Origin of the sequence: Blastococcus sp. URHD0036 (assembly GCF_000701365.1) — a bacterium.
Classification (GTDB): domain Bacteria; phylum Actinomycetota; class Actinomycetes; order Mycobacteriales; family Geodermatophilaceae; genus Trujillonella.
This window is the reverse complement of the sequence record NZ_JNIK01000011.1, coordinates 31,053-56,965: the sequence shown is the minus strand read 5'-3', so window position 1 is coordinate 56,965 and position 25,913 is coordinate 31,053. Positions and strand designations below refer to the sequence as shown.

The 25,913-nt window shown below is 73.8% G+C and carries 25 protein-coding genes; 14 read left to right on the top strand and 11 right to left on the bottom strand.

Annotated features, from left to right (window positions below; all coding sequences use genetic code 11):
• Window positions 1–12 precede the first annotated feature (12 nt).
• On the bottom strand, window positions 13–1,233 hold the full coding sequence (locus N555_RS0107275) for an acetyl-CoA C-acetyltransferase (RefSeq protein ID WP_029430834.1): 1,221 nt from the start codon (window positions 1,231–1,233) through the stop codon (window positions 13–15).
• 77 nt (window positions 1,234–1,310) lie between these two features.
• The gene (locus tag N555_RS0107270; RefSeq protein WP_034509296.1) at window positions 1,311–2,324 is read right to left on the bottom strand and encodes an SGNH/GDSL hydrolase family protein; all 1,014 of its coding nucleotides are present in this window, start codon (window positions 2,322–2,324) and stop codon (window positions 1,311–1,313) included.
• A 68-nt stretch (window positions 2,325–2,392) separates the two neighbouring features.
• Here N555_RS0107270 and N555_RS0107265 point away from each other — a divergent pair, with 68 nt between their 5' ends.
• Entirely contained in the window at window positions 2,393–3,754 is a 1,362-nt protein-coding gene (locus N555_RS0107265) for a DUF2252 domain-containing protein (protein WP_197028926.1), read from the top strand.
• Between the two features lie 12 nt (window positions 3,755–3,766).
• On the opposite strand, the gene N555_RS0107260 is transcribed toward N555_RS0107265, so the two are convergent.
• Window positions 3,767–5,752, bottom strand: a complete 1,986-nt coding sequence (locus N555_RS0107260) for a VWA domain-containing protein (RefSeq protein ID WP_029430831.1) — start codon at window positions 5,750–5,752, stop codon at window positions 3,767–3,769.
• Window position 5,753: 1 nt separating this feature from the next.
• Entirely contained in the window at window positions 5,754–7,220 is a 1,467-nt protein-coding gene (locus N555_RS0107255; RefSeq protein ID WP_231502632.1) for a sigma 54-interacting transcriptional regulator, read from the bottom strand.
• A 29-nt stretch (window positions 7,221–7,249) separates the two neighbouring features.
• Here N555_RS0107255 and ilvA point away from each other — a divergent pair, with 29 nt between their 5' ends.
• From ilvA to N555_RS0107235, 4 genes are all read left to right on the top strand, one after another.
• Window positions 7,250–8,470 carry a threonine ammonia-lyase gene (ilvA, locus tag N555_RS0107250; RefSeq protein WP_029430829.1) on the top strand — a complete coding sequence of 407 codons (1,221 nt, stop codon included), beginning with the start codon at window positions 7,250–7,252 and terminating at the stop codon, window positions 8,468–8,470.
• A 114-nt stretch (window positions 8,471–8,584) separates the two neighbouring features.
• A complete protein-coding gene (locus N555_RS0107245; RefSeq protein WP_029430828.1) occupies window positions 8,585–9,607 on the top strand; it encodes a daunorubicin resistance protein DrrA family ABC transporter ATP-binding protein in 1,023 nt (340 codons plus the stop codon).
• On the top strand, window positions 9,604–10,410 hold the full coding sequence (locus tag N555_RS0107240) for an ABC transporter permease (RefSeq protein WP_029430827.1): 807 nt from the start codon (window positions 9,604–9,606) through the stop codon (window positions 10,408–10,410). The genes N555_RS0107245 and N555_RS0107240 overlap by 4 nt, the downstream gene beginning before the upstream one ends.
• A 21-nt stretch (window positions 10,411–10,431) precedes the next feature.
• Window positions 10,432–12,480 carry a M3 family metallopeptidase gene (locus tag N555_RS0107235; protein WP_029430826.1) on the top strand — a complete coding sequence of 683 codons (2,049 nt, stop codon included), beginning with the start codon at window positions 10,432–10,434 and terminating at the stop codon, window positions 12,478–12,480.
• 203 nt (window positions 12,481–12,683) lie between these two features.
• Here the strand turns inward: N555_RS0107235 and N555_RS0107230 are convergent, their stop codons facing one another.
• Together N555_RS0107230 and greA are read right to left on the bottom strand one after the other, a co-directional pair.
• On the bottom strand, window positions 12,684–13,004 hold the full coding sequence (locus N555_RS0107230) for an RNHCP domain-containing protein (protein ID WP_029430825.1): 321 nt from the start codon (window positions 13,002–13,004) through the stop codon (window positions 12,684–12,686).
• A 20-nt stretch (window positions 13,005–13,024) separates the two neighbouring features.
• The gene (gene greA, locus N555_RS0107225; protein ID WP_029430824.1) at window positions 13,025–13,525 is read right to left on the bottom strand and encodes a transcription elongation factor GreA; all 501 of its coding nucleotides are present in this window, start codon (window positions 13,523–13,525) and stop codon (window positions 13,025–13,027) included.
• Between the two features lie 206 nt (window positions 13,526–13,731).
• Here greA and mca point away from each other — a divergent pair, with 206 nt between their 5' ends.
• Window positions 13,732–14,619, top strand: coding sequence for a mycothiol conjugate amidase Mca (gene mca / locus N555_RS0107220; protein ID WP_029430823.1), 888 nt, complete (start codon window positions 13,732–13,734; stop codon window positions 14,617–14,619).
• Entirely contained in the window at window positions 14,616–14,933 is a 318-nt protein-coding gene (locus N555_RS0107215; protein ID WP_029430822.1) for a hypothetical protein, read from the top strand. Before mca ends, N555_RS0107215 begins: the two co-directional genes overlap by 4 nt.
• An 18-nt stretch (window positions 14,934–14,951) precedes the next feature.
• On the opposite strand, the gene N555_RS0107210 is transcribed toward N555_RS0107215, so the two are convergent.
• Window positions 14,952–15,542: an AMIN-like domain-containing (lipo)protein gene (locus tag N555_RS0107210; protein WP_051683827.1), complete on the bottom strand. Its 591-nt coding sequence runs from the start codon at window positions 15,540–15,542 to the stop codon at window positions 14,952–14,954.
• A 437-nt stretch (window positions 15,543–15,979) separates the two neighbouring features.
• On the opposite strand from N555_RS0107210, the gene N555_RS0107205 reads away from it, so the two are divergent.
• The 3 genes from N555_RS0107205 to N555_RS0107195 are packed head-to-tail and all read left to right on the top strand — an operon-like array spanning window position 15,980 to window position 18,814.
• Window positions 15,980–17,080 (top strand): ABC transporter substrate-binding protein, encoded by a 1,101-nt coding sequence (locus N555_RS0107205; RefSeq protein ID WP_029430820.1) that lies wholly within the window; start codon window positions 15,980–15,982, stop codon window positions 17,078–17,080.
• A 23-nt stretch (window positions 17,081–17,103) separates the two neighbouring features.
• A complete protein-coding gene (locus N555_RS0107200; RefSeq protein WP_029430819.1) occupies window positions 17,104–17,916 on the top strand; it encodes an ABC transporter ATP-binding protein in 813 nt (270 codons plus the stop codon).
• A complete protein-coding gene (locus N555_RS0107195) occupies window positions 17,906–18,814 on the top strand; it encodes an ABC transporter permease (RefSeq protein ID WP_029430818.1) in 909 nt (302 codons plus the stop codon). Before N555_RS0107200 ends, N555_RS0107195 begins: the two co-directional genes overlap by 11 nt.
• Window positions 18,815–18,860: 46 nt before the next feature.
• Here N555_RS0107195 and N555_RS0107190 read toward each other — a convergent pair whose 3' ends face one another.
• The 3 genes from N555_RS0107190 to N555_RS0107180 all read right to left on the bottom strand — a co-directional run bounded on the left by N555_RS0107190 (window position 18,861) and on the right by N555_RS0107180 (window position 21,504).
• Complete coding sequence (locus tag N555_RS0107190; RefSeq protein WP_029430817.1) at window positions 18,861–19,694, bottom strand: ABC transporter permease; 834 nt, start codon at window positions 19,692–19,694, stop codon at window positions 18,861–18,863.
• Window positions 19,691–20,668, bottom strand: coding sequence for an ATP-binding cassette domain-containing protein (locus tag N555_RS0107185; RefSeq protein ID WP_029430816.1), 978 nt, complete (start codon window positions 20,666–20,668; stop codon window positions 19,691–19,693). Before N555_RS0107185 ends, N555_RS0107190 begins: the two co-directional genes overlap by 4 nt.
• Window positions 20,669–20,817: 149 nt before the next feature.
• Window positions 20,818–21,504, bottom strand: a complete 687-nt coding sequence (locus N555_RS0107180; RefSeq protein WP_029430815.1) for a PadR family transcriptional regulator — start codon at window positions 21,502–21,504, stop codon at window positions 20,818–20,820.
• A gap of 148 nt (window positions 21,505–21,652) precedes the next feature.
• Here N555_RS0107180 and N555_RS0107175 point away from each other — a divergent pair, with 148 nt between their 5' ends.
• The 3 genes from N555_RS0107175 to N555_RS0107165 are packed head-to-tail and all read left to right on the top strand — an operon-like array spanning window position 21,653 to window position 24,189.
• Entirely contained in the window at window positions 21,653–22,258 is a 606-nt protein-coding gene (locus tag N555_RS0107175) for a hypothetical protein (protein WP_029430814.1), read from the top strand.
• Between the two features lie 14 nt (window positions 22,259–22,272).
• On the top strand, window positions 22,273–22,929 hold the full coding sequence (locus tag N555_RS0107170) for a maleylpyruvate isomerase N-terminal domain-containing protein (RefSeq protein WP_051683825.1): 657 nt from the start codon (window positions 22,273–22,275) through the stop codon (window positions 22,927–22,929).
• Window positions 22,930–22,941: 12 nt separating this feature from the next.
• Window positions 22,942–24,189, top strand: a complete 1,248-nt coding sequence (locus N555_RS0107165; protein ID WP_029430812.1) for a geranylgeranyl reductase family protein — start codon at window positions 22,942–22,944, stop codon at window positions 24,187–24,189.
• On the opposite strand, the gene N555_RS0107160 is transcribed toward N555_RS0107165, so the two are convergent.
• A complete protein-coding gene (locus tag N555_RS0107160; protein ID WP_029430811.1) occupies window positions 24,182–24,997 on the bottom strand; it encodes a PAQR family membrane homeostasis protein TrhA in 816 nt (271 codons plus the stop codon). The genes N555_RS0107165 and N555_RS0107160 overlap by 8 nt on opposite strands.
• A gap of 137 nt (window positions 24,998–25,134) precedes the next feature.
• On the opposite strand from N555_RS0107160, the gene N555_RS0107155 reads away from it, so the two are divergent.
• A complete protein-coding gene (locus tag N555_RS0107155) occupies window positions 25,135–25,908 on the top strand; it encodes an isoprenyl transferase (protein WP_304412908.1) in 774 nt (257 codons plus the stop codon).
• The last annotated feature ends 5 nt before the right edge of the window (window positions 25,909–25,913 follow it).

Genomic DNA, 25,913 nt, shown 5'->3' with positions numbered 1-25,913 from the left:
GTCACGGCTTCGTCAGGAGAGGCGCTCCAGGATCATCGCCATGCCCATGCCGCCACCGACGCACATGGTCTCCAGGCCGAAGGTCTTGTCCTTGGTCTGCAGGCCGTTGATCAGCGTGCCGGTGATGCGCGCGCCGGTCATGCCGAACGGGTGGCCGACGGCGATGGCGCCGCCGTGCACGTTCAGCCGGTCGATGTCGATGCCCAGGTCCCGGTAGCTCGGGATGACCTGCGCGGCGAACGCCTCGTTGATCTCGACGAGGTCGATGTCGCCGATGCTCATCCCGGCCCGCTGCAGGGCGAGCTCGGAGGCCGCGACCGGGCCGTAGCCCATGATCTCCGGCGAGAGGCCGGTGACCGCGGTCGAGACCACGCGGGCCAGCGGGGTGAGCCCCAGCTCGCGGGCCTTGGTGTCGCTCATGACCACCACGGCGGCGGCGCCGTCGTTGAGCGGGCAGGAGTTGCCGGCGGTGGCCCGGCCGTCGGGGCGGAACACCGGCTTGAGGCCCTGCAGGCCCTCCAGCGTGGTGCCGGCGCGCGGGCTGTCGTCGGTGCTGACGACGGTGCCGTCGGGCGTGGTGACCGGGGTGATCTCCCGCTCCCAGAAGCCGTCGGCCGCGGCCTGCGCGTAGAGGGTCTGGCTGCGCAGCGCGAACTCGTCCATGTCCTCGCGGGAGACGTCCTTGTACAGGGCGAGGTTCTCCGCGGTCTGCCCCATGGCGATGTAGACCTCGGGGAGCTCGCCGTTCTGCCGCGGGTCGGTCCAGGAGTCCGCGCCGCTCTCGGCCACCTTGGCCACGCGGCCCTTGGCGGTGTCGAACAGCGGGTTCTCGGTGTCGGGCAGCGAGTCGCTGTTGCCCTTCACGAAGCGCGACACGGTCTCCACGCCGGCGGAGATGAAGACGTCGCCCTCGCCGGCCTTGATGGCGTGCATGGCCATGCGGGTGGTCTGCAGCGACGAGGAGCAGTAGCGGGTGATCGTCGTCCCGGGCAGGTGGTCCATGCCGAGCAGGACGCTGACGACGCGGCCCATGTTGTGGCCCTGCTCGCCGCCGGGCAGCCCGCAGCCGAGGATCAGGTCGTCGATGTCGGTGGGGTCGAGCGCCGGGACCTTGTCCAGCGCGGCGCGCACGATCGTCGCGGTGAGGTCGTCGGGCCGCAGGTCCTTGAGCGAGCCCTTGAACGCCCGTCCGATGGGCGAGCGCGCGGTGGCGACGATGACGGCTTCGGGCATGGGTCCTCCACGGCGAGGGGGCGGTGCGGTCACCGCGAAACTACCCCCGGGTAGGCCGCCGGGCCGACGCGGTCCCGCTACGCCGTGGGGACCTGCTCCGCGCGCTCGGCCTGGTCGGCCGTGGGCAGCTCGGGCGGACGGCGCCGGCGCAGCAGCGCCCACGGGCCGCGCGGGCCGGTGTCGGAGCCGCGGACCTCGGTGCCCTGCACCTCGGTGCCCGGCCGGTCGGCCGCCCGGGCCGCGGCCCGCTCGATCGGCCGCACCGTGGCCCGGCGCAAGCGCCGCCCCCGGTCGGCGGCGGCCGGCCACACCCCGAGGGCGTCGGCCAGCGAGGGCAGGATGACCGCCGCCGCGGCCGCGTACCCGGCGGCGCTGGGGTGGAACTCGTCGTCGCCGAACATCGACCGGTCTCGGGCGAACGTCGGGCCGAGGATCGATCCCAGGGAGACCGTGCGCCCGCCGGCCTCGACGACGGCGACGGTCTGCGCCGCGGCCATCTGCCGGCTCCAGTGCCGGGTGAACTGCCGCAGCGGCTGCGCGATCGGGCGGATGGTGCCCAGGTCGGGGCAGGTCGCCACGACCACCTCGGCGCCGATCGCCCGGAACTGCCGCACGGCATCGGCCTGGAACGCCACCGAGACCGACGGCCGGGTGCGGCTGGTGACGTCGTTCGCGCCGATCATGATGAGGACGGCGTCCGGCTTCTCCGCGAGCGCCTGCTCCACCTGCTCGGGCAGCTCGCGCGACTCCGCACCCGACACCGCGACGTTGACCAGCCGGACCGGTCGCTCGGCGAGCTCGGCCAGGCCGGCGGCCAGGAGCACCCCCGGGGTCTCGGCGGCGCGGTGCACCCCGAGCCCGACGCCGGTGGAGTCCCCGAGGACGGCGAACACGAGCGGCTTGCCGCGGCCGCGCCCGTAGACGCCGTTGGCCGAGGGCGGCAGCTGCTTGGTGGTCCGGGCGCCGATCGCCCGCCGGGCCAGCCGGGCCTCTCCGCGCAGCAACAGGAACAGCCCGCCCAGCGTCGCCCCGAGCCCGCCGCCCAGGCCGGCGGCAGCGGTCAGCCGACGCGTCGTGCCTGCTCCGCTCACCGCCGCCCCCCATCGCTCTCGCCGTGCAACGACTGTCCCGCAGGTTAACCGGCGCCTACGGTTCCCCCGTGCCACATTCCCCCTTCGGGGTCACCCCCGGCGGAACGTCCGATGAACGCTCGCAGCTGATCGTCGACACGCTGGTCGAGGCGTTCGCCGACCTCATGCGGGCCGACGCCGACGCCTTCCGCACCAAGTTCCGCAAGATGGCCGCCGACCCGTTCGCGTTCTACCGCGGCAGCGCCTGCCTCTTCTACGCGGACATGGCACAGCTGGACGACCCGTGGAGCGACGAGCGGACCAGCCGGGTGTGGATCCAGGGCGACCTGCACGCGGAGAACTTCGGCACCTACATGGACGCCCAGGGCCGGATCGTGTTCGACGTCAACGACTTCGACGAGGCCTACCTCGGGCACGTGAGCTGGGACCTCCGCCGGTTCGCGGCGAGCTTCGCGCTGCTGGCGTGGAGCAAGGCGCTGGGCGACGAGGTCATCGCGGATCTGCTGCGTACCTACCTGACCGCCTATCTCGACCAGGTGGAGGCCTTCACCCGCTCCGACGACGACCGGTCCTTCGCCCTGACGCGGGAGAACACCGAGGGCGCGGTCCGCGACACGATCCTCGCGACGACCGGCCGCAGCCGCCTCGAGCTGCTGGACCGCATGACCGTCGTGGAGGACTTCGAGCGGCGGTTCGCCGACAACCGGCGCAACCGCCGGCTCGACGACGACGAACGGGAGCGGGTGCTGGCGGCCCTGGAGCACTACCGGTCCACGCTGGTGCCGCCCCGCCGCCGGCGCGACGTCACCTTCGACGTGAAGGACGTGGTCGGCACCGGTGGGTTCGGCATCGGCAGCGCGGGGCTGCCCGCCTACAACGTGCTGCTGGAGGGCTACGACCAGGCGCTGGAGAACGACGTCGTCCTCTCCCTGAAGCAGGGCAACGTCGCCGCGCCGAGCCGGGTGGTCCGCGACGCCGAGGTGCGCGAGGCCTTCGAGCACGAGGGCCACCGGACCGCGGTGAGCCGCCGGGCGCTGCAGGCCAACGCCTCGCAGTTCCTCGGCTGGACCGAGGTCGACGGCGTCGGCTTCGTCGTCGCCGAGCTGTCGCCGTACGAGGTCGACCTGGAGTGGGACGACCTCACCGAGCCCGAGGAGATGGCCCCGGTGCTGGTCCAGCTCGGGCGGGCGACGGCGAAGATGCACTGCGTGGGCGACGCCGACAGCGACCACACGCTGGTGCCCTTCCAGACCGAGGAGGCGATCACGGCTCTCGTCGGGGACCGGCGGGAGGAGTTCGTGGCCGACCTCGTCGACTTCGCGCACGGCTACGCGCGCCAGACCCAGACCGACCACCGGCTGTTCGTCGACGCCTTCCGCGCCGGCGCCATCCCCGGGATCAGCTCGTCGGGCTCCCACCTGGAGAGCTGACCCCGGGGTCGGTCACCGGGCGCGGCGTCCCTTGCGAGTCCGCAGGTAGTCGGCGACGACGTACTCGCCCAGCCGGTCGCCGTCCGGGGTGAACACCCGGCCGCCGGCGCGGGCGGTGATGTCGTGCACGAAGTGCACCAGTGCCGGCTCCGGGTCGAGCGCGAAGACGTTCATCGTCGCCCCGGACCGGGCCACCTTCTCCACCTCGGCGACCGTGCGGGCGATGGTCTCCGGCATCGGCGGCCAGCAGAAGAACGGCGTCCCGTCCGGCTCCAGGTGCGCCGTCGGCTCGCCGTCGGTGACCACCAGGACCACCGGCTCGGCATCGGGGTGCCGGGCGAGGAACCGCCGGGCCAGCATCAGCCCGTGCTGCAGGTTCGTGCCCTGCAGGGTGTCCACGCTCAGCTCGGCGAGCGTCTCCGGCCGGAGCACCTGGGCCACCGACGAGAAGCCGATGATCTGGATCGCGTCCTGCGGGAACTTCGTCGTCACCAGGGAGTGCAGCGCCATCGCCGTCGACTTGGCCGCGCCCCACGTGCCGCGCAGCGCCATCGAGTAGGAGAGGTCGACGAGCAGGGCCACCGCGGCACCGCTGCGCCGCTCGGTCTCCACCACCTCGAAGTCCTCGACGGCGATCCTGACCCGGCGCCGGCCCTCCTCGCGCGGCTCGCCGGCGTTGCGCAGGACGGCGTTGCGGACCGTCCGGACGACGTCCAGCGGCTGCTCGTCGCCGAACTGCCACTCCCGGGAGCTGCCGGTCAGTTCCCCGGCCGACCCGGCGTCGGCGACGTCGTGCTCGCCCCGGCCGGTGGAGTCCAGCTGCGCGAAGACCCGCTTCAGCGCGGTCGCACCCAGCCGGCGGACCGCCTTGGGCGAGAGTTCGAGCTTGCCGTCGGAGCGGTTCAGGTAGCCCTGCCGCTCCAGCTCGCGCTCCATCTGGCGCAGGGCCGCCAGGTCGTCGACGGCCTCCCGCCCCAGCGCCTGCTGCAGCAGCTCCTCGTCGACGTCGGCCAGCGAGGCGCCGGCGTAGCCCTGGGAGAGCTGGTTGGACAGCGCCTCGAGGTCGGCGAGCTCGGCCACGGCGCTGGTGGCGTCGCCGAGCCCGAGGGACTGCTCGCCGTCGGGCACCTGCCCGCGCTGGCCCCACGGCAGGTCCGGCCGGGCCTGGCGCAGCGCGTCCTGCAGGTGGGCCATCTCGCTGGCCAGGCCCATGTCCTGCATCGTCTGCTGCATCAGGTCCGACAGCTCGGCCCGCTGCTCGGGGGAGAGCCCGGCCATCATCCGTTCCTGGGCGGCGGCCCGGCGGGCGAGGGAGTCGATCAGCTCCTGCACCGACTGGGGGTCGTCGGGGAAGAACTGGCCGTGCTTCTCCATGAACTGCTGGAACTGCTCGTCGGTGTCCTCACCGCGGTTGTGCGCGTCGACCAGCCGGGAGAGGTCGGCGACCATGTCGCGGACCGCCTCCATGTCCTGCTCGGTGGCGTTCTCCAGCGCCTGCTTCATCGAGGCGAACGAGCTGTCGAGCACCTCGCGGCGCAGGGTGTCCTGGATCTGCTGGTAGGCCTGCCGGGCCTCCTCGCTGCGCCACTGGTAGTCCTTGAGCTCCCGCACGGCACCGGCGGTGTCCTGCGGCAGCGCGTCGAGCTCGGCTTCGGCGAGTCGCGCCGAGTCGTCCGGATCGGGGAACAGCTCCCGGCGCTCGGCCTCCAGCGCCTTCTCCAGCAGCTCGCGGACCTCCTCCAGGGTGCCGTCGAGCCGGCCGGCCTGGCGGGCCTGCCGCAGCCGGTCGCGCACCGAGCGGCGGAGCTCGTCGAGCCCGCGGCGGCCGTTCATGCCGCGGCGCAGCAGCTCCCGCATGGCCTCCTTGACGCCGCTGCCGGCGAGCACGGAGTCACCAATCTCGTCGACGGCGTCGCCCAGGTCGTACGGCGGGGCGAGCGGGTCCGGGCCGCCCCGCCAGCGGCCGTACCGGTAGCCCTTGCCGGGCCGGCGGGTCATCTCATGCCCCGTACACGGTGCGGGTGCCGTCGGTGTCCTTGGCCAGCCGCCGGGTCAGATACAGACCCTCGAGCGCGAACTCGACGGCGGCGGCGGCCTGCTCGGCGGACTGCTCGCCCTCCGGCACCCCGAGCCGGCCCAGCAGCTCGGCGAGCTTCGGGATCGTGCCCAGCTGGCCCAGCAGCGCCGCGGCCGGCACCAGCTCGCCGGACTCGACGGTCTCCCCGCCGGTGAAGTGCTCCTGGATGCCGGTCAGGTCCAGCCCGGCGCAGCGGGCGCGGAACGTCTGCGCGGTCGCCTGGCGGAGCAGGTGCTCGAGCACCTCCAGCTCCCGGTCGTCGTCCGGGTCGCTGCCCGAGTCGGCGAACTCGACCTTGCCGCGACTGGCCGGGACGACGGCCGGCAGGTCCACCACCCGCGCGACCGGACGGGTCTCGCCGGCGACGGCGGCCCGGCGGACGGCAGAGCCGGCGAGGGTCTCCAACGCCGCGATGGCAAAGCGGGCGCTGACGCCGGAGCGCTGGTCGACCGAGCCCGACTCGCGGACCAGCCGGGTGAACCGGGCGATGATCTCCACCAGGTGTTCGGGGACCACGGGGGAGTCGAGGGTGGGCATGTCGTCGGGTGCGCCCAGGCCGCTGGTGTGCGCCTCCTGGTGCAGCAGCCGGATCTCGTCGGCCAACTCGATCGGGTAGTGGGTGCGCACCTCGGTGCCGAACCGGTCCTTCAGCGGGGTGATGATCCGCCCGCGGTTGGTGTAGTCCTCGGGGTTGGCGCTGGCCACCAGCAGCAGGTCCAGCGGGAGCCGCACCCGGTAGCCACGGATCTGGATGTCGCGCTCCTCCAGAACGTTGAGCAGCGCGACCTGGATGCGCTCGGCGAGGTCGGGCAGCTCGTTGACGCTGAAGATGCCGCGGTTGGTGCGCGGCACGAGGCCGTAGTGGACGGTCTCGGGGTCGCCGAGGGTGCGGCCCTCGGCCACCTTGATCGGGTCGACGTCGCCGATCAGGTCGCCGACGCTGGTGTCCGGGGTGGCGAGCTTCTCGCCGAAGCGCTCGCTGCGGTGCTGCCAGCCCACGGGCGTGGAGTCGCCGTGCTCGGCGATCTGCCGGTGCGCCCACACCGAGATGGGGTGCAGCGGGTGCTCGTTGAGCTCGCTGCCGGCCAGCACCGGCGTCCACTCGTCGAGCAGGCCGACGAGGGTGCGGATCAGCCGGGTCTTGCCCTGGCCGCGCTCGCCCAGCAGCACCAGGTCGTGCCCGGCGATGAGGGCGCGCTCGACCTCGGGGACGACCGTGTCCTCGAACCCGACGATGCCGGGCAGGGAGGGCTCGCCGGCGGCCAGCCGGGCGAGGAGGTTGGCGCGGATCTCGGCCTTGACGGGCCGGAAGGACGCGCCGCCGGCGCGGAGGGCGCCGAGGGTCGTCGGGGCGGGGGGAGCGGGTGCCGTGGAGGCGGGGTCCGTCACCTCGCCAAACATACGACGAGGATGTGCGCATGTCTCCGTCGTCCGCACTCGTCTCGGGCGCCGACGTCGAAGCGGCCGCCGTGCTGCTCGCCGACGTCGTCCGCCGCACGCCGCTGGAGCACTCCCGCGCGCTGGCCGAGCGGGTCGGTGGGCCGGTGTGGCTCAAGAGCGAGAACCTGCAGCGGACCGGCTCGTTCAAGATCCGCGGCGCCTACACGCGGCTCGCGCGGCTGACCGCCGCCGAGCGGGCGGGCGGCGTGGTCGCGGCCAGCGCGGGGAACCACGCCCAGGGAGTGGCACTGGCCGCCCGGCTGCTGGGCATCCGCGCCCGCGTGTTCATGCCGGTGTCCGCCCCGCTGCCGAAGGTGTCGGCCACTCGCGGCTACGGCGCCGAGGTCGAGCTGGTCGGCGCGAACCTCACCGAGGCGCTGACTGCCGCTGCCGCGCACGCCGAGGCGACCGGGGCGGTGTTCATCCACCCGTTCGACCACCCCGACGTCGTCGCCGGGCAGGGCACGGTCGGCCTCGAGCTGTTGGAGCAGTGCCCGGACGTGGCCACGGTCGTCGTGCCGGCCGGCGGCGGGGGACTGGTGGCCGGGGTGGCCGCCGCCGTCAAGGCGTCGCGGCCGGACGTGCGGCTCGTCGCGGTCCAGGCCGAGGGCGCCGCGGCGCTGCCCGGCTCGCTGGCCGCCGGCCGGCCGGTCCCGATCGCGACGACCGCGACCATGGCCGACGGCATCGCGGTGGGCGCGCCGGCCGAGCTGACCCTCGCCCACGTGCGCGAGCAGGTGGACGACGTGGTGACCGTCTCGGAGGAGGACCTCTCGCGGGCGCTGCTGTTCTGCCTGGAGCGCGCGAAGCTCGTCGTCGAACCGGCGGGGGTCGCCGCCGTGGCCGCCGTCCTCGCCGACCCGGGCGCCTTCCGGCCGCCGGTCGTGGCCGTCGTCTCCGGCGGGAACGTCGACCCCGTGCTGCTGATGAAGATCGTCCAGCACGGCATGTCCGCCGCGGGGCGCTATCTCTCGCTGCGGCTGCGCGTGCCCGACCGGCCCGGGTCCCTGGTGGCCGCCCTCGGCGCGCTGGCCGCCGGCGGCGCCAACGTGCTGGAGGTGGAGCACGCCCGGACCTCGCCGCAGCTGCACGTCGGCGAGGTCGAGATCGCCGTCGTCGTGGAGACCCGGGGCCCCGACCACGCCGACCAGCTGATCGCCGCGTTGCGCGCCGTGGGGTACGCCGTCGAGGTGGGCTGACGCGCGGCACCGATGAGTCCGGCGCCCCGGCGAGGTCGTCCCCGGCATGGAACTCGTGCACCCGTCGCGCAATCGACTCGGGAACTGTCGGTCCCTCGCCCTAGCGTGCCGCTCATGACCTCCGGCAGCACCCCCGCCATCGTGGTCGAGGGGCTCGTCAAGCGCTTCGGCGACACCACCGCTCTCGCGGGGGTCGACCTCGTCGTCCCCGAGGGCAGCGTCCTGGGTCTGCTCGGCCCCAACGGGGCCGGCAAGACGACGGTGGTGCGCGTCCTCGCCACGCTGCTGCAACCCGACGGGGGCCGCGCCGAGGTGGTCGGGCTCGACGTGGTCCGCGAGGCCGCGCAGGTGCGCGCGGCCATCGGGCTCACCGGCCAGTACGCCGCGGTCGACGAGTACCTCACGGGGTACGAGAACCTCGAGATGGTCGGCCGGCTCTACCGGCTCGGCAAGCGCGAGTCGCGGTCGCGTGCCGCGGAGCTGCTGGAACGCTTCGACCTCGCCGACGCGGCGTCCCGGCCGGCGAAGACCTACTCCGGCGGCATGCGCCGCCGCCTCGACATCGCCGCCTCCCTCATCGCCCGGCCTCGGGTGCTGTTCCTCGACGAGCCGACCACCGGCCTCGACCCGCGCAGCCGGCTCGGCATGTGGGAGTTCATCGCCGACCTCGCCGACGGCGGGACGACGATCCTGCTCACCACGCAGTACCTCGAGGAGGCCGACCGGCTGGCCGACTCCATGGTCGTCATCGACCGCGGCCGGGTCATCGCCCGCGGCACCGGTGACGAGCTGAAGGCTCAGGTCGGCGGGCAACGGCTGGAGCTGACGGTCGGGCGTGAGCCGGACGTGATGGTCGTCCTCGACCGGTTGCGGCCGCTCGCGGCGGGCGAGGCGCAGGTCGACGACCAGACCCGGCGGGTCAGCATCCCGGTCAGCGGCGGCACCGACGCGCTCGCCGAGGCGCTGCGGCGGCTGGAGGGCAGCGGCGTCGAGGTCCTCGACGTCGGGCTGCGCCGCCCCGACCTCGACGACGTGTTCCTCACCCTGACCGGCCGGGGCACCGACGAGGCCGGCGAACCCGGCGCCGAGCACGCGGCCGGCCGGGAGCCCGCCACGACGTCCGGAGGTGCCCGATGAGCGCCCTGTCCGCGGTCGTCGCCGACAGCGCGACCATCACCCGCCGCAACCTGATCAAGGTCAAGCGGGTCCCCGACCTGATCGTGTTCGCGACCCTGTCGCCGATCATGTTCGTGCTGCTGTTCCGCTACGTCTTCGGCGGCGCCATCGAGGTGCCGGGGGACGTGAGCTACGCGGAGTTCCTGCTGCCCGGGATCTTCGCCCAGACCATCGTGCTCGGGAGCACGACCACGGGGGCGAGCCTGGCGGAGGACCTGCAGAAGGGGCTCATCGACCGGTTCCGGTCCCTGCCGATGTCGCGGTCGGCGGTGCTGATCGGGCGCACGGTCGCCGACCTCGGGCTGAACGCGATCTCGATCTTCGTCATGGCGTTGACCGGGCTGGCCGTCGGCTGGCGGATCAACAGCTCGGTGCCGGAGGCGATCGGCGGCTTCCTCGTGCTCCTGGTCTTCGCCTATGCGATCAGCTGGCTGATGGCGGTGGTGGGCCTGCTCGTCCGCACCCCGGAGGTCGTCAACAACGCCAGCTTCATCGTCATCTTCCCGCTGACCTTCGTCGCCAACACCTTCGTGCCGCTGGAGAGCTTCCCGCCGGTGCTGCAGACCTTCGCCGAGTGGAACCCCGTGTCGGCCGTCGTCCAGGCCGCCCGGGATCTCTTCGGCAACACGGTGGCCGGGGCGCCGCCGCCCGACGCGTGGTCGCTGCAGAACCCGGTGGCGTACACGCTGTTGTGGACCGTCGGCTTCCTCGCGGTGTTCGTGCCGCTGGCCGTGCGCCTGTACAGCCGGACGTCCACCCGCTGATGTCGTAGCAGGATGGCGTCGATGAGCCTCACCGATGCCACTCCTGCCAACCCGCTGCTCTCCCCGTCGCCGCTGCCGTTCGAGCTGCCGCCGTTCGCCGACATCACGCTCGAGCACTGCCGGGACGCCGTGCTCGCCGGCATGGCGGAGCAGCGGACCGAGGTCGCGGCGATCACGGGGTCGGCGGAGCCCCCGACGTTCGAGAACACGGTGGTCGCCCTGGAGCGGTCCGGCCGGCTGCTGCGCCGCGCCAACGCCGTCCTGGGCAACCTCTCCTCGTCGGTGTCGACGCCGCGGCTGCGGGAGATCGAGCGCGAGCTGGCCCCGGTGCAGTCGGCCCACGCCGACGCCGTCCGGCTGGACCCGGTGCTGTTCGCCCGGATCGACGCCGTGCACGAGGCGCGCGAGACGGCGGGGCTCGATCCGGAGTCGCTGCGGCTGGTCGAGCGCTACCACCTGGACTTCGTGCTGTCCGGGGCCCGGCTCGACGAGGCCGGCCGCGCCCGGCTGACCGAGCTCAACTCCCGGCTGTCGGAGCTGTCGACGACGTTCGCGCAGAACCTGCAGGCGGCCACCGAGGCCGCCGCCGTCCAGGTGGACGACGTCGCCGCGCTCGACGGCCTGGGCGAGGAGGAGATCGCGGCCGCGGCGCGGGCCGCCGCCGACCGCGGGGTCGAGGGGCACCTGCTCACCCTGGTCCTCCCGACCGGTCAGCCGGTGCTCGCCAAGCTGCGGAACCGGGAGCTGCGGCGACGGGTGTTCGAGGCCTCGGTCGGCCGGGCGTCGTCCGGGGAGCACGACAACGGGCCGGTCGCCGTCAGCATCGCCCGGCTGCGCGCCGAGCGGGCCCGGCTGCTCGGGTTCACGACGCACGCCGACCTCGTGCTGGCCGACCAGACCGCCGGTACCGCGGAGGCGGTCGACGCGATGCTCGCCACGATGGTCGGTCCGTCGGTGGCGAACGCGCAGGCCGAGGCGGCCGTCCTCGCCGAGGTCGCGGCCGCCGACGGCGTGGAGCTCGCCGCCTGGGACTGGGCGTTCTACAGCGAGCGGGTGCGGGCGGAGCGATACGCCGTCGACACCGCGGCACTGCGCCCGTTCTTCGAGCTGGACCGGGTGCTGGTCGACGGTGTCTTCCACGCCGCCGAGCGCCTCTACGGATTCCGGTTCACGCCGCGGGCCGACCTGGCCGGCTACCACCCCGACGTCCGGGTCTGGGAGGTCACCGACGCCACCGGTGCCGCGGTCGGCCTGTACCTCGGCGACTTCTTCGCGCGGGAGGGCAAGCGCGGCGGGGCGTGGATGAGCAGCTTCGTGTCGCAGTCGGGGTTGCTGGGGACCCGCCCCGTCGTCGTCAACAACCTCAACGTCAACCGCGCCGCGCCCGGGCAGCCGACCCTGCTCACCCTGACCGAGGTCGACACGCTGTTCCACGAGTTCGGCCACACGCTGCACGCGCTGAGCTCCGCGGTCACCTACCCGCGGTTCGCCGGGACGGCGGTGCCCCGGGACTTCGTCGAGTTCCCCAGCCAGGTCAACGAGATGTGGGCGATGTGGCCCGAGGTCCGCGACCACTACGCCCGGCACGTCGGGACCGGCGAGCCGCTGGCGGCCGAGGTCGTGACGGCACTGGAGGCGGCGGCCCTGTGGGGCGAGGGCTTCGGCACGCTGGAGTACCTGGCGGCGACGCTGCTCGACCAGGCCTGGCACCGGATCACGCCGGAGACCGAGATCGGCGACCCGGCCGAGTTCGAGGCGCGCGCCCTCGCCGCCGCCGGGGTGGCGTCGGACCTGGTGCCGCCGCGGTACCGGACGACGTACTTCCAGCACGTCTTCGCCGGTGGCTACTCGGCCGGCTACTACTCCTACATCTGGTCCGAGGTCCTCGACGCCGACATGGTCGACTGGTTCGAGGAGAACGGGGGGCTGCGCCGGGAGAACGGCGACGTCTTCCGTGAGCGACTGCTCGCCGTCGGCGGCTCGGTCGACCCGCTGGAGGCGTTCCGTGCCGTCCGCGGCCGCGACGCCGACCCCGGACCGTTGCTCCGCCGCCGCGGCCTCGCCGCCTGAGCCCTCGGCCGGGCTCTTGCGGTGTTCCTCGCGCTCCTGCGGCGCTGCAGCACCGCAGGAGCACGGGCAACACCGCAACAGGCCGCCGCCCGGCCACCGAGAGCTGCATTGCGGGTGTTCCTCGCCCTCTGCTGGTCCTGCAGCACCCGTGACGCGCGAGGAACACCCGCAACGGGTCGCCGCCGACGGGCGAGAGCCGCGGGTCAGAGCCAGGGCAGCTCGAGCACCAGGTCCAGGTCGTCGGGGGCCTCGCCCTCGCGGACGAGCCGGTTGGGCTGGTGGTGGCCGCACCGCGTGCAGCGGTGGACCACCTGCCAGCCCTTGCCCGACTTCTCCACCAGCCCGATCGGCTCCATGAGCGACCGGCACTCGCTCGCCCGGTCGCCGGGCAGGTCGTCGACGTGCAGCGACCAGAGGCAGTACGGGCAGTGGTTGCGGTAGTGCCCGTCGCTGTTCGCCGGGACGGCGAGGTGGCAGTGGCCGCACTCGAAGCCGGTGTTCTCGGCGCGGCGGGAGCGCGCCATGCGCGGGAGATCCGCCCCGGTCAGGGGACGAACGGCTCGATCGCGACGACGTCCACGGTGATGTCCCGGCCGTTGGGCGCCTGGTAGGTCACGGTCGCGCCGGGCTTCGCGCCCATGATCGCCGCACCGAGCGCGGACTCCGGCGAGTAGACGGTCAGGTCCGTGGTGCCGGCGATCTCGCGGGAGCCGAGCAGGAACTTCTCGGTCTCGTCGTCGCCGGTGAAGCGGATGGTGATCACGGTGCCGGTCGCCGCGTGCGACGCCTCGGTGGGGGCGTCGCCGACGGTGGCCTTGCGCAGGATGTCCTCGAGCTGCCGGATGCGGCCCTCCTGCTTGCCCTGCTCGTCCTTGGCCGCGTGGTAGCCGCCGTTCTCCTTGAGGTCGCCCTCCTCGCGGCGGGCGTTGATCTCGGCGGCCATGGCGGGGCGGTTGGCCACCAGCTGGTCGAGCTCGGCCTTCAGCCGGTCGTGGGCCTCCTGGGTCAGCCAGATGCCCTGCTCGTGCTCAGTGGGGGTGGTCACGCCGGGGTACTCCTGCAGCTCGGGGGTCACCGTCCGGTCAGACGGCGCTCACGGTGATCCGCCAAGCTAACACCGGGCTCGGAGCCGGTGCACACGTCGACGGGAGTTGCGGAACCTACCCCGTCCCGGAGTGACCCGTGGCACACCACACCCGTCCGGGTGCCCGCCCGCCGCACCCTGTCCCCGGCACGGGGGATGATGGCCCGGTGACCGACGCAGACCAGCTCCGGCTGCTCGCCGTGCACGCCCATCCCGACGACGAGTCGAGCAAGGGCGCCGCGACGATGGCCAAGTACGTCGCCGAGGGCGCCCGCGTCATGGTGGCCACGTGCACCGGCGGCGAGCGCGGATCGGTGCTCAACCCGGCCCTCGACAAGCCCGAGGTGTGGGAGCGGCTCCCGGAGATCCGCACCGAGGAGATGGCCCGTGCGCGGGAGATCCTCGGCGTCGAGCAGGAGTTCCTCGGCTTCGTGGACTCCGGGCTGCCCGAGGGCGACCCGCTGCCGCCGCTGCCCGAGGGGTGCTTCGCCCTGCTGCCGCTGGAGGAGGCCGCCGCGCCGCTGGTGGCGCTGATCCGCCGGTTCCGCCCGCAGGTGATCACGACCTACGACGAGCGGGGCGGCTACCCGCACCCCGACCACATCAAGACGCACGAGATCTCGATGTACGCGTTCGAGGCCGCGGGTGACCCGGACCGCTATCCGGAGCTCGGGGAGCCCTGGCAGCCGAGCAAGCTCTACTACCACATGACGTTCACGCTGCCCCGGATCCGGGCGCTGCACGAGGCCATCGTCGCGTCCGGCCAGGAGTCGGCGTACGCCGAGTGGCTCGAGAACTGGGACCCGGAGCACGACATCTCCCACCGGGTCACCACGAGCGTCGCGTGCGCCGAGTACTTCCCGCTGCGCGACGCCGCCCTCATCGCCCACGCGACCCAGATCGACCCCACGGGCCGGTGGTTCGCCGTCCCGATGGAGCTGCAGCAGCAGGTCTGGCCGACCGAGGACTACGAGCTGGCCCGCTCGCTGGTCGACGTCGCGACGCCCGAGGACGACCTCTTCGCCGGCATCCGCTCCGAGGTGACGGTCCGATGACGATCGTGTGGGCGGCCAGCGACCAGCTCCCCGAGGACGTCGGCAAGTCCGGGCCGTTCGGTCTGCTCCTGCTCGTGCTCGGCCTCATCGCCGTCGGTTTCCTGGTGCGGTCGATGACCCGCCACCTCAAGCGGGTGCCGGTGAGCTTCGACCCGGTCGAGGAGGAGCCCGGCGTCGACGTCCCCGACACCCCGGAGGAGCTGCTGCAGGAGCGCCGGGAGCCGGGTGCGGACGTCCTCGACACGCTGAGACGGGCGCCGAGGGCGATCGAGCCCCCGCGCGAGGACGGGCGCGGCTCCGGCTCTGCCGGCTGACCGCGCCCGCACTCCCGCTCACCAGGTGTGGGCGACGTCGATCACCACGCGCGCGTCGTTCCCGGGCCCGTCGAGGACCGTGACACGGAAGGGCAGCCGCGCCCGGACGCCGAGCCCGATCGTGCTGTAGCCCTCGAACGAGCCGCCCCACGCCACCTGCCGGAAGGTGCTGTAGCCGGACACGTCCACCGCCTCCGTGCGTGGGGCCGGGTCGTAGGTCGAGTGGCCGGCGTGGTCGTAGGCCGGGCTGCGCACGACGACCTGCAGGTCCGCGGCCCCGCGCAGCGGCACGGCGTCGCCCCTCCCGTCCTCGGTGAAGACCGACACGTAGCGGACGTCGTAGCCGACGTCCCTGCCGCCGGCGCCGTCGACGTCGACCACCAGGCGGTCGAAGCAGTCGTGCCGGCCCGCGCGGATGTCGTCGACCCGGCCGGTGCCCAGCGGGCCGGCCGCCTCGGGCAGCGAGCCCCAGGCCGTCGCGCAGCCGGCCGCGGGCGCGGCCGACGCAGGTGCGGCGAGGGCGGTGGCGCCGAGGACGGCGCCGCCGGCGAGGGCGGTGACGAGGCGGCGCGTGCAGCGGGTCCGGCGGGGCGTCGGCTGGATGGACATGATGGCCTCCGAGGGGAGTGGAGCTGATGTCCGGCAGAGTCCGCCGACGCGCCGATTAGCAGCAACGGGCTGAGATGTCCAGAACCGACGAAGCTCCGGCGTGTTGCTTGGCAAGGTGCCGCATCGGTCACCGCTCGATCACCGAACGGCTGGGCGTCATCTGACAGGCGACGGACGGCCTGGCGATCCGCGGCCCGGGAAGACGTGTGATACCCCACTGACATGGTGCGGAAGATGTGGGTTATCTTTCCGCCATGCCTCCGCTGCCCGTCCTCGTGGCCTGCCGCCACGTCGACAACGGCCGGCTGAGCAGCACTCTCTGTCCGTCGACCTAGAGCCGACGCGTCCGATCCCATTCCCGGCGCGCGGTCCGTCGACGTGCGCCCCCTGGCCCCAGGCTCCGTCGTCGCCGTGCGCCTCCGCCCAGACGAGGACCCATGACCACCCATCGCACCACCCGCCGCCGCGCCCTCGCCCTCATGGCGCTGGTACCGCTCGCCGCCGCACTGGCCGCCTGCGGCGACGACTCCGACTCCAGCAGCTCCGGGGGCTCCGACAGCTCCGGCGGTTCGGGCGTCGCCGACGAGCTCCGTCTCGGCTACTTCGCCAACGTGACGCACGCGGCCGCCCTCATCGGCGTCGACCAGGGCCTGTTCGCCGACGAGCTGGGCGACACGAAGCTGTCGACCCAGGTCTTCAACGCCGGCCCCGACGTCGTCGAGGCAGTCTTCGGTGGCGCGCTGGACATCGCCTACATCGGCCCCAGCCCCGCGATCAACGCCTACGGCCAGAGCGACGGCGACGCTGTCCGGATCATCTCCGGGGCCGCCTCGGGCGGTGCCCAGCTCGTCGTCCGGGACGGCATCGACTCCCCGGAGGACCTGCAGGGCACGACGCTGGCCACGCCGCAGCTGGGCAACACCCAGGACGTCGCACTGCGCACCTGGCTGACCGACGAGGGCCTCGAGAACAGCATCGAGGGCGGCGGCGACGTGACGATCGCGCCGACGGCGAACGCCGACACGCTGGGACTGTTCCAGTCCGGCGATCTCGACGGCGCCTGGCTGCCCGAGCCGTGGGCCTCCCGCCTGGTGCTCGAGGCCGGTGCCCACGTGCTGGTCGACGAGCGCGACCTGTGGGACGACGGCCAGTTCGTCACCACGAACATCATCGTGCGCACCGAGTTCCTGGAGCAGTACCCGGACACGGTCGCCGCCTTCCTGCGCGGACACGTCGCCGCCGTCCAGCTCGCCGAGAGCGACCCCGACGCCGCCAAGGCCGCGGTGAACGCCGGGCTGGAGGACGCCGGCAGCTCGGCGCTGGACGCCGAGGTCCTCGACCGCGCCTGGAGCAACCTCTCCGTCACGTGGGACCCGCTGGCCTCGACGCTGGAGGAGTCCGCACAGCACAGCTTCGACGCCGGGACGACGCCGGAGCTCGTGGACATCGAGGGCATCTACGACCTGCGCCCGCTGAACGCCGTCCTCTCCGACCTCGACCAGGAGCCGGTGTCCGCCGGCGGCCTGGGCGAGGACTGACCGAACCGCCAGGAAGGCACGTCATGGCCACGGAACAGCTGACCGTCCGCGAACCGCGGGTCCGCCCCGCAGCCCGTCCGTCGGCGGACGACGGGCGCGCGGCCGCCGTGCGGGTGAGCGGGGTGTCCCAGGTCTTCGAGCGCGGCCGCCCGCCGGTGCTCGACGGGGTGGACCTCACCGTGGCGCCGGGGGAGTTCGTCTGCCTGGTGGGTGCGTCGGGTTGCGGCAAGTCGACGCTGCTCAACCTGGTCGCCGGGCTGGTGCAGCCGACGGCCGGCACGGTCGAGGTGAGCGCGGCCCGTCCGGCGCTGATGTTCCAGGAGCCGGCGCTGCTGCCGTGGCTGACCGCCAGCGGGAACGTCGAGCTGGCGCTCAAGGCGCGCGGCGTCAAGCGCGCCGAGCGGCGCACCGAGGCCGCCCGGCTGCTCTCCCTGGTCAACCTGGCCGACGCCGGGCCCAAGCGGGTGCACGAGCTGTCCGGCGGCATGCGCCAGCGCGTGGCGCTCGCCCGCGCCCTGGCACAGGACAGCAAGGTGTTGCTGATGGACGAGCCGTTCGCGGCGCTGGACGCCATCACCCGCGACGTCCTGCACGTCGAGCTGGCCCGGATCTGGGCCGAACAGCAGCTGTCGGTCGTGTTCGTGACTCACAACGTCCGTGAGGCCGTCCGGCTGGGCACGCGCGTCGTCCTGATGGGGTCGCGGCCGGGCCGCATCGTGCGGGAGTGGGACGTCGAGCTGACCCAGCCCCGCACGATCGAGGCGCCGGGCGTCAGCGCGCTGGCCACGGAGATCACCAGCGAGCTGCACCGGGAGATCAGCCGCCATGCCGCCTAGCCAGACGACGAGCAGCAACCGCACGTCGGACGAGCCGGAGGTCGGGACCCGGGCGATCGAGGCGGGGCTCGACGCCCTCGACAGCACCGCGACGCTGCCGCCGGGCCCGAGCCTGGGCAAGCGGTTCGTGCGGACCGTGCTCCCGCCGATCGTCTTCCTCGCCGCGCTCGTCGGCGTGTGGCAGCTGGCCTACGACGCCGAGATCAAGCCGTCCTACGCGCTTCCCTCGCCCGGCGACGTCGCCGAGGTGTTCTGGGAGCGGGTCACCGACGGCAGCGCGTTCGAGGCGATCTGGACCAGCCTGAGCCGCGGCGCCGTCGGCTTCGCCCTCTCGCTGGTCATCGGCACCGCGCTCGGCCTGGCCATGTGGTGGAGTCGGTGGCTGCGGGCGGCCATCGGCCCGATCGTGAGCGGTCTGCAGAGCCTGCCCTCGGTCGCGTGGGTCCCGGCCGCCATCATCTGGTTCCAGCTGACCGACGCCGCGATCTACACCGTGGTGCTGCTGGGCGCGGCGCCGTCGATCGCGAACGGCCTGCTCAGCGGCATGAAGCAGGTCCCGCCGCTGTTCGACCGCGTCGGGCGGGTGCTCGGGCTGTCGACGCTCGGGCGCACCCGCTACGTGCTCCTGCCGGCCGCGCTGCCGGGCTACCTCGGTGGTCTGCGCCAGGGATGGGCGTTCGCCTGGCGCTCGCTCATGGCCGCCGAGCTGATCACCTACTCGCCGCAGCTCGGGCAGGGGCTGGGCCAGCTGCTCAACGTCGGCCGCGAGCTCTCCCAGATGTCGCTGGTCATCACCTCGATCGCGCTGATCCTCGCCGTCGGCATCGCCATCGAGCTGCTGGTCTTCGCCCCGCTGGAGCGCCGCGTCCTGCTCCGTCGCGGGCTGACCACCACCTGACCGCGCCCGCGCCGGCCCGCACCTGCCGGCCGGCGCGGGACACGGCTCAGAGCGACCGCTGGTAGGTGCCGAAGGCGCGCGTCGCCAGCCAGGCCATCCCGGCGGCCAGTGCGGTCAGCAGGCCGATCCGCTCCCCGACGACCGCCCAGTCCGGCGTCGCCGACAGCGCCTCGCGGGCGGCGACCACCGCCCAGTCCACCGGGTTGTACCGGGCGATCGTGGCCACCCAGTCCGGGGAGAGCCGGGTGTCCATCACCGCCGAGGACAGGAACTGCAGCGGCAGCACGATGAACTGGCTGATCCCGATGAGCGCCTCCTGCTGGCGCAGCAGCAGGGCCAGGGCGTTGGACAGCGAGGCGACGACCACCGAGATCAGCCCGGCGGCCAGCAACGTGACGCCGGCGCCGGCGAGGCCCCCGGGGAACCGCGCCCCGGCCAGCAGGGCGATGCCGAGCACGATGAGCGTCTGCACCGCCGTCGTCAGCGCCTGGTAGGCCAGCGTCCCGATCATCATCGCGCCGCGGCGGACCGGTGAGGCCAGCAGCCGGTCCATGACGCCGCGCTCCATGTCCTCGATGTAGACGGTGCCGGCCCAGCCGCTGGAGAACAGCGCCGTCATGACGACGATGCCGGGGGTGATGAACTCCAGGTAGGACACCCCCGGCTCGGCGAAGCCGGGGATCTCCACCACCGGCCGGAACAGCGAGCCGAAGAGCAGCAGCCAGATGATCGGCTGCACCAGCGTCATCACCGCGAACGCCGGCTGGCGGATGAGCGAGCGGGTGGACCGGGCGGTGAGCGCGGCCGAGTGTCGCAGCAGCTCCCCGCGCGGTGCCGGCGGGAGGGGTGGAGCGGCCGCGAGGACCGCCGTCCCGGTCACGCGGCACCGGCCAGGCTGCGGCCGACGGCGCTCAGGTAGACGTCGTCCAGCGACGGCCGGGACACCGTGACGGCGTCGGCGTGCACGCCGGCGTCCTCCAGGGCGCCGAGCACGGCCGGCACCGCGGCGGCGCCCCCCTCGGTCCGCGCGCGGACGGTGCGCCCGGCGGACGCGGCGGCGGAGAGGCCGCGCAGACCCCGGAGCACCGTCAGCGCGGCGGGCACGTCGTGCTCGGCCACGTCGACCTGGACGGCGTCACCGCGCAGCTCGCGCTTGAGGCCGTCCGGCGTCCCCTCGACCACCACCCGTCCGGCGTCCACGATCGCCAGTCGCGCGGCCATCCGGTCGGCCTCGTCGAGGTAGTGCGTGGTGAGCAGCACCGTGACGCCCTCCTCGACGGTCAGCCGGCCGATCTCGGCCCAGAGCTGCCCCCGGGCCTCGGGGTCCAGGCCGGTGGTGGGCTCGTCGAGGAACAGCACGCGGGGGGCATGCGTGATGCCGAGGGCGACGTCGAGCTTGCGGGCCATCCCGCCGGACCAAGTGCGGACCGGCCGGTCGGCGGCGTCGGAGAGGTCGAAGCGGTCCAGCAGTTCCTGGGCGCGGGCACGGGCGGCGGTCGTGCCCATCCCGTGGATGCGCGCGGCCAGCACGAGGTTCTCCCGTCCGGTGGCGATCGGGTCTCCGGACGGCTTCTGGCCCACCAGCCCGATGCTCCGGCGGACGGCGTCGGGTTCGCGCAGGACGTCGAGGCCGGCCACGAGTGCCGTGCCCGAGTCGGGCCGGGTCAGCGTGGTGAGCACGCGGACGGCGGTGGACTTGCCGGCGCCGTTGCGGCCCAGCAGGGCGAAGACGGTCCCCGGCTCGACCTCGACGGAGAGGCCGTCGAGGGCCTGCACGGGCGGAGCGCCGCGGGTGGAGCGGTAGGTCTTGACGAGGTCCGTGGCGACGAGCGCCGCGGGGGGTGGGCAGGGCATGGCTGTACTCCTCCGGGGGTGGGGGAGCGGGAGCCGTGGCGCCTATCGTGGAGTCGCGCCTCGGACGGGCCACGGTCCGCTCGGGTGTACGGCCCCTGTCCGGTGTTGCCGCACCGGGCAGGGGTTCCCGCCTCGTCGGCGGGGGTCGCTCAGTCGGTCTGGGGGGTCACCAGGACGCGGCCCTCCTCTCCCAGGTGACGCACGGGGTCGGCCATGACCTCGTCCCACGACATGCCGCCGTCGCGCAGCTCGTGCAGCCGGCGCCAGGCCGTCGTCCCGGTGAACGTGCCGGCTCCGATGTCGCGGACGAGCAGGGTCACGAAGTCCAGTTCCGCGCTCAGCAGGCACCGGCGGTAGCGGCTCTCCACCAGGAAGAGCTCGGGCAGGCCGCGCTCCTCGGAGACGGAGAACATCGCGTCGAGGGAGCGCAGGTCGGTGCGCAGCCGCTCGGCCCGCTCGCCCAGCAGGCGGACGACCTCGCCCGGCGGCAGGCCCGGCATCAGCGACAGCGCCGACTCCAGCGACGTCGGGTCGTGCTGCGGGGTGGAGAGGAGTTCGGCCAGCCAGTCCTCGAACTCGTCCTGCCCGGCCGGGGTGATCTCGTAGACGGTCCGCTCGGGACGGCGGCCCTCGCGGACGACCTCCCGGACGGCGACGAGGCCGTGCTTCTGCAGTGACTCGACGACGGAGTACAGGGAGCCGTAGTTCAGCTTGATGCTGGCCTCCTTGCCCCGGGTGCGCAGGGTCGTGGAGATCTCGTAGGGGTGCATCGGCCGTTCCGTCAGGCAGCTCAGCACCGCGAGCGCCAGGGGGTTGTTCACACGCCGTCGGGTCACGGGACCTCCTCGTCGGGAGCGAGTATCCGACTCCGAGTATCAGGGGTCAAGCACTCCTGTTCGCCGTCGGCGCAGCGCTGCGGTCGCCGTCAGCGGGTCGCCGGTCTTACCGTGTAATCACGTAATCAGCACGCTTGAGGAGGCAGTCATGCACGGAGGACGTTTCGCCGATGCCGCATTCGGTCCGGGCCGGGGACCGTGGGCCCGGGGCCGCGCGGCCGGTCGTGGCCGCGGACAGGAGGGCCCGCCGCCGGTCGAGCGCGCCGAGGTCGCCGGCTGGTTCGCCGGCCGGCTGCCCGACGGCTGGTTCACCGGCCCGGCCGAGCTGACCGTCGACCGCGACGAGATCACCGTCGTCGGCCCGCTGGCCGAGCCGGAGGCGGGAGAGGGCGATCCCGCTGCCGCGCGGGCCGGCCGGATCGCGCGGTTCCGCGAGGACACCCGCGAGCAGCGGATGGCGATCGCCGACGCCGCGCAGGAGCGCTACGGCCGGTCGGTGGCGTGGGGCGCCTCCTGCGGCGACGCGCGGGAGCTGTTCACCACGCTGTCGGTCCCGGTGATGACGCGGCTGCGCCAGCCGGAGCGGCTGGTGCTCGACACCCTGGTCGACGCCGGGGTCGCGCGGTCGCGGTCGGAGGCCCTGGCCTGGGCGGTCCGGCTCGTCGGGCGCAACGCCGACACCTGGCTCGCCGAGCTGCGCCAGGCGATGACCACGGTGGAGGAGGTCCGCGCGCGCGGACCCCAGGCCGACTGAGGCACGCTGGCGGGGTGGTCCTCCCGCTGCTGCGCACCGTCTACGGCGACCTCTCGCGGCTGCTCGGCCGGCTGGCGCCGGCCGAGCAGTGGTGCCCGACCGGCTGCGCGGGCTGGACGCCGGTCGACCTCGGGTGGCACATGCTGGCCGACGCCCGGCGGGGGCTGGTGGCACTCGCCACCCCCGCCGACGGGCCGCCGACGACCGACGCGGTCGGCTACTGGCGCTCCTGGCAGCCCAGCGCGGAGGACGACGACCGCGACCTCTGGGCCACCCGCGTCTCGGCCAGCGTGACGGGGGGTCTGGCCGCGATCCGGGAGCCGTACGCCGAGACCGTGGCCGCGGTCCTGGTGTCGGCCACGCGGGTGGACGACGAGGACCTGGTCGCCACGCAGGGGCACGTCCTGACCGTCGCCGACCTGGTCTCCACGCTCGCCGTCGAGGCCGCCGTCCACCACCTCGACCTGGTGGCCCACCTGGACCGGCCCGGACCGGCCGCGGAGGCGCTGGCCGAGGTGCGCCGGGTGCTGGAGGCACTGCTCGGGCAGCCGCTCCCCGCGGCGTGGGACGACGCCACCGCGGCCCGCCGCGGCACCGGCCGGGAACCGCTGTCCGAGGGCGACCGCGCGGCCCTGGGCGAGGCGGCCGACCGGCTCCCGCTGTTCGGGTAGGACACTGGGCCGGTGACCAGCGCCGTCGTCCCGCACACGACCGACGTGCTCGTCGTCGGCGCCGGACCGGCCGGCTCGGCGGCGGCCGCGTGGTCGGCGCGGGCCGGCCGCGACGTCGTCCTCGCCGACGCCGCCGTCTTCCCGCGCGACAAGGCCTGCGGCGACGGGCTGACCCCGCGGGCGATCGCGGAACTGGACCGGCTGGGGCTGGGGGACTGGGCGCGGTCCCGCGCCCGCAACCGCGGGCTGCGCGCGGCCGGGTTCGGCCAGGAGTGGGAGCTGCCCTGGCCCGGCGGCGAGTTCCCCGACCACGGCAGCGCGGTGCCGCGCACCGAGCTCGACGCCCGGATCCGCGAGTGCGCGCTCGAGGCGGGGGCGGCTCCGCTGGAGGGCGCCCGGGCGGTCGACGTCGAGCGGGACGGCGACCGGGTCACCGGCGTCGTGTTCGAGGTCGGCGGCGAGCGGGTCACCGTCGGCTGCGCGCGGCTGGTCGTCGCCGACGGCGTGCGCTCGCCGCTGGGCCGGCTGCTCGGCCGGGAGTGGCACCGCGACACCGCGTACGGCGTCGCGGCCCGGGGCTACCTGCCCTCCGGCCGGGCGGACGACGAGTGGATCTCCTCGCACCTGGAACTGCGCGGCGTCGAGGGCGAGCTGCTGTCGGGCTACGGGTGGGTGTTCCCGCTCGGTTCCGCCGCGGGCGAGGTCAACATCGGCGTGGGGACCCTCGCGACGGCGAAGCGGCCGGCCGGGATCCAGCTCCGGCCGCTGATGGACGCCTACGCCGCCGCCCGCCGGGAGGACTGGCAGCTCGAGGGTCCGGTGCGGGCCCCCGCCTCGGCGCTGCTGCCCATGGGCGGTGCGGTCTCCGGCGTGGCCGGGCCGAACTGGGCGCTGATCGGCGACGCCGCCGGCTGCGTCAACCCGCTCAACGGCGAGGGCATCGACTACGGACTCGAGACCGGCCGCACCGTCGTCGACCTGTTCGACGAGCCGGACTGGACGCGCGCCTGGCCGGCCACGCTGCGGGAGCACTACGGCGAGGCGTTCTCCATCGCCCGCCGGCTCGCCGGGCTGCTCACCGTGCCGCGGTTCCTCCCCGCGGCCGGCCCGGTCGGCATGCGGTCGCGGTCGCTCATGACGGTTGCGCTGCGGGTGATGGGCAACCTGGTCACCGAGGCCGACCGCGACGTCGTCGCCCGGCTGTGGCGTGCCGCCGGGAAGGGCTCGACGCGGCTGGACGACCGCGCGCCGTTCAGCTGAACGGGCTGTTGTACACCGCGAAGTAGACGGCGATGTAGTGGCAGATCGCCGCCACGATCGTCATCGCGTGGAACACCTCGTGGTAGCCGAAGACCCCGGGCCACGGGTTCGGCTTCTTGATCCCGTAGGCGACACCGCCGAGCGTGTACAGGATGCCGCCGGTGGCCAGGAGCACCAGTGACGCGACGCCGGCGATGTGCAGGATGTCGGTGAGGATGAAGACGGCGACCCAGCCCAGCCCGATGTAGAGCGGCACCCCCAGCCAGCGCGGCGCGGTGGGCCAGCTCAGCTTCAGCGAGACGCCGGCGATGGCGCCGGCCCACACGATGACCAGGACCCAGTAGCCGGTCGGCTGGTCGACGGCGAGCAGGGCGAACGGCGTGTAGGTGCCCGCGATGAACAGGAAGATCATCGAGTGGTCGAGCCGCTTCATGATCTTCCAGCCGCGCGGTGACCAGCGGCGCCGGTGGTACAGGGCGCTGATCCCGAACAGCCCGCAGATGGTGAGGCAGTAGACGGCGACGGAGAACCCGGCGCGGGCGCCCTGGACGGCGGCCAGCGGGATGAGGACGGCGCCGGCGACGATGGCGCCGAAGAAGGCGAACAGGTGCAGCCAGCCGCGCATCCGGGGACGGGTGTCGGGGTGGTCCCAGTCCGCGTCGTCGCCGAAGTCGGCCGCGGTCCAGGTGTGCTCGACCCGCTCGCCCTCCTCGTGGACGGCCGTGAGCGCCTGCCCCCGCGGCGCCTGGATCTCCGCCCCGTCGGCCTCGACCAGGATCTCGTCCCGTTGCTCGGGCACACCGCTCATGCTCCGAGGTTACGGAGCCGTAGGTGCCGCTGCACCAGATCGCGGCTGTGAGCTGCCTGTCAACCGGCTGGGCGTCCGACGGCCTCTCCGGGGGTGCGACGGCGGTCGCGCCGGGGCCTAGGGTGACCGGCGTGGGGGTGCGCCAGTTCGTTCGCGATGCCCTCACCCAGCTCTACGAACGCCGCCTGGCGCGGGGGCTGGTCGGCGCCGACACCCCGCGGCACGTGGGCGTGATCGTCGACGGGAACCGCCGGTGGGCGCGGTCGATCGGGCTCGAGGACCCCAACGCCGGGCACCGCCGGGGCGCCGACCGGATCGCCTCGATGCTCGCCTGGTGCGACGAGGCCGGCGTCGAGGTCGTCACCCTCTTCCTGCTCTCCACCGACAACCTCACCCGGCCCGAGCCCGAGCTGCTCCCGCTGTTGCGGATCATCGAGGGCGTCGCCGAGGACCTGTCGGCGCCCGGCCGGCGGTGGCAGCTGCACCCGGTCGGCGCCCTGGAGCTGCTGCCGGCGGAGACCGTGGCCGTGCTCAAGCAGACCGAGGAGGCCACCCGCGACCGGCCCGGGGCGACGGTGAACCTCGCCGTCGGCTACGGCGGACGGCGGGAGATCGCCGACGCCGTCCGCTCCCTGCTGGCCGAGCACGCCACCCGGGGCACGTCCCTGGAGGAGCTGGTCGAGTCCCTCGACGTCGACCACATCGCCGAGCACCTCTACACCCGCGGCCAGCCCGATCCGGACCTGGTGATCCGGACCAGCGGCGAGCAGCGGCTCTCCGGGTTCCTGCTCTGGCAGACCGCGCACTCGGAGTTCTACTTCACCGACGTCTACTGGCCGGAGTTCCGCCGGGTCGACTTCCTGCGCGCCCTGCGGGCCTACTCGGCGCGGCACCGCCGCTTCGGTGGTTGAGAGAC

Bases quoted from the DNA above. Each gene is read 5' to 3' on its own strand.
- ilvA (WP_029430829.1), top strand. From the start codon at position 7,250: ATGTCTCCGTCGTCCGCACTCGTCTCGGGCGCCGACGTCGAAGCGGCC.
- N555_RS0107245 (WP_029430828.1), top strand. From the start codon at position 8,585: ATGACCTCCGGCAGCACCCCCGCCATCGTGGTCGAGGGGCTCGTCAAG.
- N555_RS0107240 (WP_029430827.1), top strand. From the start codon at position 9,604: ATGAGCGCCCTGTCCGCGGTCGTCGCCGACAGCGCGACCATCACCCGC.
- N555_RS0107230 (WP_029430825.1), bottom strand. From the start codon at position 13,004: ATGGCGCGCTCCCGCCGCGCCGAGAACACCGGCTTCGAGTGCGGCCAC.
- N555_RS0107195 (WP_029430818.1), top strand. From the start codon at position 17,906: ATGCCGCCTAGCCAGACGACGAGCAGCAACCGCACGTCGGACGAGCCG.
- N555_RS0107205 (WP_029430820.1), top strand. From the start codon at position 15,980: ATGACCACCCATCGCACCACCCGCCGCCGCGCCCTCGCCCTCATGGCG.
- N555_RS0107210 (WP_051683827.1), bottom strand. From the start codon at position 15,542: ATGTCCATCCAGCCGACGCCCCGCCGGACCCGCTGCACGCGCCGCCTC.
- N555_RS0107175 (WP_029430814.1), top strand. From the start codon at position 21,653: ATGCACGGAGGACGTTTCGCCGATGCCGCATTCGGTCCGGGCCGGGGA.
- N555_RS0107235 (WP_029430826.1), top strand. From the start codon at position 10,432: ATGAGCCTCACCGATGCCACTCCTGCCAACCCGCTGCTCTCCCCGTCG.
- N555_RS0107160 (WP_029430811.1), bottom strand. From the start codon at position 24,997: ATGAGCGGTGTGCCCGAGCAACGGGACGAGATCCTGGTCGAGGCCGAC.
- N555_RS0107260 (WP_029430831.1), bottom strand. From the start codon at position 5,752: ATGACCCGCCGGCCCGGCAAGGGCTACCGGTACGGCCGCTGGCGGGGC.
- N555_RS0107275 (WP_029430834.1), bottom strand. From the start codon at position 1,233: ATGCCCGAAGCCGTCATCGTCGCCACCGCGCGCTCGCCCATCGGACGG.
- N555_RS0107200 (WP_029430819.1), top strand. From the start codon at position 17,104: ATGGCCACGGAACAGCTGACCGTCCGCGAACCGCGGGTCCGCCCCGCA.
- N555_RS0107215 (WP_029430822.1), top strand. From the start codon at position 14,616: ATGACGATCGTGTGGGCGGCCAGCGACCAGCTCCCCGAGGACGTCGGC.
- N555_RS0107185 (WP_029430816.1), bottom strand. From the start codon at position 20,668: ATGCCCTGCCCACCCCCCGCGGCGCTCGTCGCCACGGACCTCGTCAAG.